This window comes from Streptosporangium sp. NPDC006013 (assembly GCF_040614275.1).
GTDB lineage: Bacteria > Actinomycetota > Actinomycetes > Streptosporangiales > Streptosporangiaceae > Streptosporangium.
Genome location: NZ_JBEXUE010000415.1, coordinates 1 through 8787, shown reverse-complemented (window position 1 = coordinate 8787; position 8787 = coordinate 1). Strand labels below are relative to the sequence as shown.

Sequence of the window (8787 nt, the reverse complement as noted above, 5' to 3'; positions counted from 1 at the left end):
GCCGGCAGGCGTTCCTGTTCTTCCCGCTGCTCACGCTCGAGGGGTTCAACCTGCACGTGTCCAGCGTCCGGGCCCCCCCATCGGCCGGTGGGTAACGCCTCCTGGATGGAGTCGACAGACCCCGTTGAGGACACCGTGGTCGGTCGGCGCAAGGGCCGGACCCCATCGGGAGGCGTTCAGCTACATCCTCACGATCAGAGCAGGCCGCTCTCGATCGCCGTCTTCAGGCCCGCCTGCGTCGCCTGGTGGGAGGAGACGCCGTTGGTCACGGTGAAGTCGATGAGCAGGATGCTCGCCTCGAAGGTGAGGTGCTCGGTGACCCGCGTCCGCCCGTCGCCCAGGTCGGTGAAGACGATCTTCTGGTGCGTGACGACGTTGGGCAGCGTCCAGGTGTCGGTCTCGTAGTAGAGGTCGTCGCGGTGGACGCGCTGCTGCGCGTGCGTGTTGCTGGTGACCGGCAGCCCGGCGACCGGGATCTCCTCGACCGCGGTGAAGTTGACGTAGCGCGTTCCTGGCTCGGTCCAATCCGCGTGCGTGACGACCCGCTTCAGGAACGAGTGCATGCCCAGATGGTTGTTGATATTGGAGTAGGTGTCGAACACGCGCTCCACCGGGGCGTTGATCTCGGTGGAGACATCACGCTTGACCTGCTTCCTTCCCGTTATCGGCAGGGGAGCGGTCAGGCACTCGTAGAACCTGTAGGTGTTCCAGGCGATCTGCCACTGGGCGGCGAGCAGCGGGTCGGTGTCGGCGCGGGCAGGGGTCGAGAAGGCGGTGAGGAGGAGGGCGGCGGCGGACAGCGGGGCCACGAGAAGCCGGAAGAGCTTTGTCACGGATACCTCAGAAGAAGAGGGGGAGGTGATGAAAGTCTTCTACCGCATCCGATCATGGTTTCCACGTTCCGAACGCAGATCGTGATCTTCATGTTTTGTAACGGTCCATCCTCGGACATCCGGCTGAAAGGTCATGGTCTGCGACCAAGGGTGAAAGACGGGAGGTACGAGGGGGTTTGGAGGGAAGATGTGCTGGTAGGAGTGGGTGGTCCCTGGCTGACGTAGCCTGACTGGGCTTGACTTGGCTTGACCGTGAAAAGCGTGGGAGATTCCCTTTGGCATATCGGAAAGTGGGAGAACCAGTGACGACCACCAACAAGACCGTTCCACCTCTCGGCAAGACCCCGGCCACCCTGACCTCCGGCCCCTCCGCGGAGACCGCGGAGATACCGGTGGCGCTCGCGGCGATGATGAGCGAGGACGAGGCCGTCGCCGCCCAGGCCGAGGCGGCTCGCTGGCGGTACGGGTTCTACGTCGTCATCGTGGGGCTCGTGGTCATCCTGATCGGCTTCGCGGTGATCACGCTGCGCGGGGGTGACACGACCGCGCCGTTCGCCGGGCTCGTCGGCGTCTCGGGTGCGATCATCGGCGCCTACTTCGGCGTGCAGATCGGCCAGTCCGGCAAGGACAGGGTCGAGGCCGAGCTGCGCCGTACGAACGAGATCGCCATCCGCCTCGCCGCCAAGGTCCACGCGCACGACGCCGACTCGGTGATCAACACCACCATGGGTCCCCGGCGCCGCTAGAACAGGCACCGCGGACCTCCAGCGGGGCCGGCCTCCGGACGACCTCCGGCAGGGCCGGCCTTTCGTGTCTCCGCGGCCGGCTCCCGCGGCCCCGGACGTCCACCGGTTCACCCCTCCGCTCCCGCCAACACTGCCCAAGGATCGGGCGTAGCTTCGGCAGGGTCCGCCGATTTGCGGATTCGCCGGGACTGGGTAGACACGGGGGCATGCGCAGCGTCCGTATCGGGGTCGACACCGGGGGCACGTTCACAGACGTGGTCGCGGTGGACGAGCAGACCGGTGAGATCACCACGACCAAGACTCCTTCCACCCCCGCCAACCCAGCCGACGGGTTCATGGAGGGGGTATGGAAGGTCCTCAGAAAGGCGGCCGGGGCCGAGGAGGTGACCCTGGAAGCCGTGTCGGCGGTGGTGCACGGCACCACGGTCGCCACCAACCAACTCCTTGAGGACCGTATCGCCGACCTGGGCTTCGTCACCACCGAGGGCTTCGAGTTCATCCTGGAGATCGCCCGCCAGAGCGTGCCCGACGGCTACGGCAACTCCTACTTCTGGGTGAAGCCGCCCCGCATCGTCCCGGTGCACCGGGTCAGGACCGTCGGCGGGCGCCTGGACCACACCGGGGCCGAGGTGCGGCCGTTCGACGAGGAGCAGGCCGTCGAGGCGGCCCGGTGGTTCCGTGATCGCGGCATCACCGCGATCGGCGTCTGCTTCCTGCACTCGTACGCCAACCCCGCCCACGAACTGCGCATGCGGGAGGTCCTGGAACGGGAGCACCCGGATGCCGTCGTCTCGATCTCGTGCGACGTGCTGCGCGAGTACCGCGAGTACGAGCGCTCGGTCACCACGCTGGTCGACGCCGCGGTCAAACCGACGATGCGCCGCTATATCGCCAACCTGGCCGAACGTCTGGAGGCGGCCGGCCAAGGAGGCGAGACGGGTGCCGCGCGTGCGGGCGAGGGCCTGCCGTTCTCCGTCATGAAGAGCAACGGCGGTGTGCTCTCCGCGGCCGAGGTGGTGCACCAGCCGATCACCACGGTGCTCTCCGGACCGGCCGCGGGCGCGCTCGGCGCCGCGCTGATCGCCGCCACCGCCGGGCACCCCTCGGTGATCACCCTGGACGGCGGCGGCACCTCCACCGACGTCGCGGTGGTCGTCGACGGGGAGCCGTCGCTGACCACCGAGGGCAGCATCGGCCGCTACCCCTGCAAGATCCCGATGATCGACATCGTGACCGTCGGCGCGGGCGGCGGCTCCATCGCGTGGATCTCCCCGGAGGGCACGCTGAAGGTCGGGCCCAAGTCCGCGGGGGCCGACCCGGGGCCGCTCTGCTACGGCCGGGGCGGCACCGAGGTCACCGTCACCGACGCGCACGTCTTCCTCGGCCGGGTTCCGGCGCACCTGCTCGGCGGGGAGATCCCGCTCGACGCCGACGCCGCCCGGCAGGGGATCGAGGCGCTCGCGGGCAAGATCGGACTGACTCCCGAACGGACCGCGGCGGGCATCCTGGAGATCAGCGCGTTCAACCAGTCGAACGCCATCCGCCAGATCACCGTCAAGCGCGGCCTGGACGTGCGCGACTTCCCCATGGTCGCCTTCGGCGGCTCGGGACCGCTACTGGTCTGCAGGCTCATCGACATCCTCGGCCTGCCCTCGGTGATCGTCCCGCCCGACCCCGGCAACGTCTCGGCGTTCGGGCTGCTCACCGTGGACGTCAAGAACGACTACGTGCGCACCTTCGTCACCCGCGACCTCTCGCTCGCGGCCGCCGCGGAGATCTTCGGTGAGCTGGAGGGACAGGCGGCCGCGGCCCTGGACCGCGAGGGTTTCGCCGGAGAGGCGCACGTCTACGCGCGAAGCGCCGACCTGCGCTACTACGGCCAGGCCTACGAGGTCAGGGTGATGGCCCCGGCCGGACCGCTGGACGAGGCGTGGCGGGCCGAGGTGCTGGACCGCTTCCACACCGAGCACCACAAGCTCTACGGGTACGGCTATCGTGACGATCCCCGGCACGGCGTCGAGTGGGTCAACCTCCGGGTCTCCGGTATCGGCCCGATCACCCGCCCCGCCATCGGACGCCGGCCGCACGGTACGAGCCGGCCCGAGCCGGTCGCCTTCCGCGAGGTCTGTTACGACGAGTGGGGCAGCACCCCGATCCACCGCCGCGCCGACCTGGTGGCCGGAGCGGAGATCAGCGGTCCCGCGGTCATCGAGGAGTACGGCTCCACCCTGCCGGTTCATCCCGGCTTCACCGCGACCATGGACGAGTTCGGAAACCTGGAGGTGCGCCGTGCAGCGAACGACAACGGCTGAATCGACGAGCGCGGCCGACCCGGTGCTGGTGGAGATCGTCGAGGGAACGCTCGCGTCCGTGGAGATGGAGGTCGAGACGGCCATCGCCCGTACCGCCCGCTCGCCCATGATCCGCGACGCGCACGACTTCCGCGCGGGCATCCACGACGTACGGCTGCGCAAGCTGACCGGCAGGTCCTACTCGGCGCTGGTCCAGCCGATCGTCAGGGACTTCCCGACCGCCGAGATGAAGCCCGGCGACGTGTTCTTCCACAACGACGTCTACCTGTCCGAGGGGGGCATCGGGCACCTGCCCGACCTGTGCGTGACGGTCCCGGTCTTCCACGGCGGGGAGGTCGTCGCCTTCGTACAGGCGTTCGGCCACCACGACGACATCGGCGGGGGTGTGCCCGGCTCCATGCCGAGCAACGCGCGCAGCGTGTTCGAGGAGGGGCTGATGGTCCCGCCGATCAAGCTGTGGGACGAGGGCGTGCCCAACCGGGCGGCGCTCACCATCATGACCCGGAACTCACGGATGCCCGACTCGCTGGCCGGAGACCTGGACGCCGAGTGCTCGGCCTGCCTGATGGGCGCGCGGCGGCTGGGCGAGCTGTTCGACCGGTACGGGCGCGAGGCGGTCGAGGCGTGCTTCGACGCGATCATTTCCAACACCACCGAGACGTTCCGCAGGGAGCTGCTGGCCAAGATCCCCGAGGGCACCCATGTGTGGGAGGACTACGCCGAGCACGACGGCGTGGACTCCCCCCGCCTGCACACCCAGCGGATGACCCTCACCGTCGATCATTCGGCCCAGGTGCCGCTGGTCATGGACTTCACCGGCACCTCACCGCAGGCCAAGGGGCCGATCAACCACGCGGGCGACTACGCCGACGGGGTGTTCCTGAAGAAGTGGCTGGCGCCGATCCTGCGCAACCTGGCCGACACCCCCGAGCGGATGGCCGAGCTGGACGTCAACGAGGGCGTCGTGCCCCTCATCGAGATGCGGTTCCCGGAGAAGGGCACCCTGCTCACCCCGATCTTCCCGGCCCCCACCAACGCCCGTACCTTCGTGATCCTGCGCCTGCTGGGCGTGCTGGCCGGGGTGCTGGCCAAGGCGACCGGCGGCCGGATGCCCGCCGACCAGGAGACCATCCGCTACACCGGCGTCTACGGCGACGGCCTCGACGGCACCCCGTACCTGATGCGCGAGGTCCTCGGCGGCGGCTCGGGCGGCCGGTGGTACGCGGACGGGGAGGACACCATCCACGTGGTGCCCGACTCGCGCAACATCCCGGTCGAGTTCGCCGAGTCCCGCTGGCCCTTCCGGGTCGAGCGGCTCGGCCTGGCCCGTGACTCCGGCGGTCCCGGCCTCTACCGGGGCGGTCTCGGCTACGACAAGCACCTGCGGATGCTCCGCGACGCCTCGTTCATGTCCATCGCCGACCGCTCGATCCTGTCCTGCTGGGGGGTGAACGGCGGCCGGGCCGGAAAACCCTTCGTCGTGGAGATCGACGGGAGGGAGATGGAGGGCCTGGTGGACGACTCGCCGGTCCGCGCGGGCGAGATCATCCGGGTCCGCACCACCGGCGGTGGCGGCTGGGGGTCCCCGCTGGATCGCGACCCCGCCCTGGTGGCCGCCGACGTCCGCGACGGCAAGGTCTCGGTGGACGGCGCCCGCGACGACTACGGGGTCATCCTGTCCGGCTCGCAGAACGATCTCCAGGTGGATGCCGAGGCCACCGAGATCCGCCGCGCGGAACTCCGCGCCCTGGTCACCGACGACGCGCCCTTCTTCGACCGGGGCCCTGGCTTCCCCTCCCTGTCGGGCGGGCTGCCGCACGCGGAGGTGGATCTCATATGACGCTCATGTGAAGCGAATCACCTCCGGCGGCGGAGGGTGCGGGTGACGGTGAGGCCGCCGAGGGCGAGGGCTCCGGTCAGCAGGATGCCGGTCTCGGTCCACTGGAAGCGCCAGAACCGGTCGACCGGGTGATGGTAGACCGCCTTGCGGTAGCCCTCGTCGATCAGGCACTCCTCCTCCAGTAGTTGTGCCCGTTCCGAACGGGCGTCCACCCCGGCGGGCGGAGGGCAGGCACCGGCGGGCGGCTCCGTGATCTCCTGGCCGGAGGGATCGATCCATGCTTCCCCGACCAGGGTGCCGCCGCCCTCGTAGAGCGCCGTCCAGCCGGTGGTAACCGTACGCACCGGTTCGGCGTAGGAGTCGCGGGAGAAGAAGACGGACGGGACGGTCAGGGCGACCAGCGCCACGGTCACCGCCATCGCGGCCAGGGTGCGCCGGAAGAACGTCCCGGCGGCGGCGCCCAGGACGAACGCGAACAGCCACCACGCGGCCGGGACGACGCCGATGATGGTGAACGTCCCGGGTTCCAGTGACTTGTCGCCGGTCACGTCGCGGAACACCGGCAGCCACGCGCTGATCATCGCCGACAGGAGCAGGGCGGCGGCCACGACCATGCCGCCGAGCAGGCAGAGTTTGGCCACGAGCCACCGCCGGGGGGAGACCGACTGGGTCCAGGCCAGCGCGCTGGTCCCGCGCTCGAACTCGGCCGCCAGCAGTGGCGCGCCCCAGAAGGCGCCGACCAGCGCGGACCCGACGATGGGAAGCAGGCCGAAGACCATGAAGACCGGGTGGTAGTAATCGTGGTAGATCGTCGAGTTCACGCCGGAGCACGCGGCGGCGGGGCCGGGGCAGCCGGGCGGGGCCTGGTCGGCGATGTAGGCGGTCGCCCGCAGGCCGGAGACGAGCAGCAGTACTCCCAGGGCGAGCAGCAGGCCGCAGGTCACCAGGATCTGCGCGCGATGCTGTCGCCAGGTCAGCCAGAGCAAGGAAAGATCCCTTCAGGTGGTACGCCCGGGTGATTCCATAAGAAAGGCCGTGCGAGCCCGGTGGTCCCGTACGGCGGAGGCAGGGTGGATCAGCGGGCGGAGGTCAGGGCCGGGCGGGGGAGGGCCGCGAGGTCCGGGGCGCGCAGATAGGCCAGCACCGTCTCCTCCAGGTTCACCGGGCGGGCGGTCCAGCGCGGGTCGAGCAGCGGAGTGCTGTCCCGGACGAGCAGGGTGGCCTGCCGCCCGGTCCCGCCCCGCGAGATCACCGGCAGCCGGGCGGTGAGCGCGTCGGCGCCCTCGGCGGGGCCGGTCAGCAGGCGGTGCCCGGCTATCAGCTCGTCGATGTCGCCGCTGACCTGAATCCGGCCCCCGTTGACCACCATCAGCCAGTCGCAGGTCCCCTCCAGCTCCGACACCACGTGCGAGGAGAGCAACACGGTCAGCCCCGTCTCGGCGACCGCCGCCATCAGGCCGCGCATCACGTCCTGGCGGGCCAGCGGGTCGAGGTCGGCCAGCGGCTCGTCCAGCACCAGCAGGTCCGGGCGCTTGGCCAGCGCGACGGTGAGCGCCACCTGCGTCTGCTGCCCGCCCGACAGCCTGCCGACCCTGCGGTCGAGAGGGATGTCCAGCTCCGCCAGCCGCCCCCTGGCCGCCGCGTCGTCCCACCGGGGATTGAGCCTGCGCCCGAACGTGAGCATCTCGGCCACGCTGAAGCCCGCGTACAACGGCTTGCCCTGCGCCACGAACGCGATCCGTTCCAGGTTCTCGTGCGCGGGCCTGCCGAAGACCCGCACGGTCCCCGTGGTCGGGGCGAGCAGGCCGACGGCCATGTGGAGCAGGGTCGACTTTCCCGCGCCGTTGGGACCCACCAGTGCGACCACCCGCCCGGACGGCACCACCGCCGAGCAGTCACGCAGCGCCCAGGTCCGCCGGTAACGCCTGCCCAGGGCCTCGGTCTCCAGGGCGGTCACGCGATCTCCTCGCGGGACTCGCGGGAGAAGTCGGTCAGGACGGAGGCGATCAGTGCCTCCAGATCCTCCAGGTCCAGGCCCGCCCGGCGGCCGTCGAGCACCCAGCGTGCCAGGTCGGCGCGCAACCGCGCGCGGTCGCCGATGGAGGTCTGGCCCAGTGACCGCTCCACGAACGTGCCCACTCCTGGTCGCCCGCTGACCAGACCCTCGCGCTCCAGCTCGCGGTAGGCCTTCAGCACCGTGTTGGGGTTGATCGCCAGCTGGTCCACGACCTCCCTGGCCGTCGGCAGCCGGTCGCCGGGTCGCAGCACGCCGAGCCGGAGCGCGTGCCGGACCTGGTGCACGAGCTGGAGGTAGGTCGCCACCCCCGACCCCCGGTCAAGGTGGAATTCGATCAACTTCCGCACCCTTTCACTAATTAATTAGTGAAAGGGTGCATGATGTGCCGGTGGACGTCAACCTCACCGGGAACATCGAGGTCGCGGCACTCCCGGAGCGGTCTCCCGTGGCCACGGTGAAGGAGGCGGTGTCGGCATGGGTGGCGGGCCGGTCGCCGGCGGCTCCGGTTCTCAGCTGTGGGCGGACAGATGAGTTCGTGCGCCGGGCCTTGGAGGTGGTAACTTTGAAGCAGTTGCGGTTGTGGTACCCATGAAACTCTGTGTGCACCTGAAAGGTCATCCGTCAGGTGCATTTTTGTTTTCCCGGTCATCTCCGGATGGGCTCATCGCGGCGACGCGGGATCCGCGCGGTGCGGATTCCGGCTCTGCCCCCTATCGAAGGAGAAGGTTATGGCTACGGGAACCGTGAAGTGGTTCAACTCGGAAAAGGGCTTCGGCTTCATCGAGCAGGACGGCGGCGGCGCCGACGTCTTCGCTCACTACTCCAACATCGCCGCCCAGGGCTACCGTGAGCTGCAGGAGGGCCAGAAGGTCTCCTTCGACGTCACGCAGGGTCAGAAGGGCCCGCAGGCCGAGAACATCGTTCCGGTCTGATGTAGCACCAGCATGAGCGACATCCGTACTTCGTCACAGGTCATCATGGCGCGAGCCCCCGCTCCTCCAGCGCCAGCTTGAGCGCCCGAAGCGCGTAATACGTGCGC

General features: G+C 69.5%; 9 protein-coding genes. 5 read left to right on the top strand and 4 right to left on the bottom strand.

Annotated features, from left to right (window positions below):
* Positions 1 to 194: 194 nt before the first annotated feature.
* A complete protein-coding gene (locus tag ABZ260_RS39775) occupies positions 195 to 833 on the bottom strand; it encodes an SRPBCC family protein (protein ID WP_355627906.1) in 639 nt (212 codons plus the stop codon).
* A 302-nt stretch (positions 834 to 1135) separates the two neighbouring features.
* On the opposite strand from ABZ260_RS39775, the gene ABZ260_RS39770 reads away from it, so the two are divergent.
* The 3 genes from ABZ260_RS39770 to ABZ260_RS39760 all read left to right on the top strand — a co-directional run bounded on the left by ABZ260_RS39770 (position 1136) and on the right by ABZ260_RS39760 (position 5731).
* Positions 1136 to 1579 (top strand): hypothetical protein, encoded by a 444-nt coding sequence (locus ABZ260_RS39770; RefSeq protein ID WP_350929487.1) that lies wholly within the window; start codon positions 1136 to 1138, stop codon positions 1577 to 1579.
* A 206-nt stretch (positions 1580 to 1785) separates the two neighbouring features.
* Positions 1786 to 3891 carry a hydantoinase/oxoprolinase family protein gene (locus ABZ260_RS39765; protein ID WP_355627903.1) on the top strand — a complete coding sequence of 702 codons (2106 nt, stop codon included), beginning with the start codon at positions 1786 to 1788 and terminating at the stop codon, positions 3889 to 3891.
* The gene (locus ABZ260_RS39760) at positions 3869 to 5731 is read left to right on the top strand and encodes a hydantoinase B/oxoprolinase family protein (RefSeq protein WP_355627901.1); all 1863 of its coding nucleotides are present in this window, start codon (positions 3869 to 3871) and stop codon (positions 5729 to 5731) included. Before ABZ260_RS39765 ends, ABZ260_RS39760 begins: the two co-directional genes overlap by 23 nt.
* A gap of 17 nt (positions 5732 to 5748) precedes the next feature.
* Here ABZ260_RS39760 and ABZ260_RS39755 read toward each other — a convergent pair whose 3' ends face one another.
* The 3 genes from ABZ260_RS39755 to ABZ260_RS39745 form a co-directional block, all read right to left on the bottom strand.
* A complete protein-coding gene (locus ABZ260_RS39755) occupies positions 5749 to 6717 on the bottom strand; it encodes a hypothetical protein (protein ID WP_355627898.1) in 969 nt (322 codons plus the stop codon).
* Positions 6718 to 6806: 89 nt separating this feature from the next.
* On the bottom strand, positions 6807 to 7688 hold the full coding sequence (locus ABZ260_RS39750; RefSeq protein WP_355627896.1) for an ABC transporter ATP-binding protein: 882 nt from the start codon (positions 7686 to 7688) through the stop codon (positions 6807 to 6809).
* The gene (locus ABZ260_RS39745) at positions 7685 to 8095 is read right to left on the bottom strand and encodes a GntR family transcriptional regulator (protein WP_355627893.1); all 411 of its coding nucleotides are present in this window, start codon (positions 8093 to 8095) and stop codon (positions 7685 to 7687) included. Before ABZ260_RS39745 ends, ABZ260_RS39750 begins: the two co-directional genes overlap by 4 nt.
* Before the next feature lie 41 nt (positions 8096 to 8136).
* Here ABZ260_RS39745 and ABZ260_RS39740 point away from each other — a divergent pair, with 41 nt between their 5' ends.
* Both ABZ260_RS39740 and ABZ260_RS39735 read left to right on the top strand, forming a co-directional pair.
* Entirely contained in the window at positions 8137 to 8340 is a 204-nt protein-coding gene (locus ABZ260_RS39740) for a hypothetical protein (protein ID WP_355627890.1), read from the top strand.
* Positions 8341 to 8476: 136 nt separating this feature from the next.
* Positions 8477 to 8680 carry a cold-shock protein gene (locus ABZ260_RS39735; protein ID WP_350929493.1) on the top strand — a complete coding sequence of 68 codons (204 nt, stop codon included), beginning with the start codon at positions 8477 to 8479 and terminating at the stop codon, positions 8678 to 8680.
* Positions 8681 to 8787 lie beyond the last annotated feature (107 nt).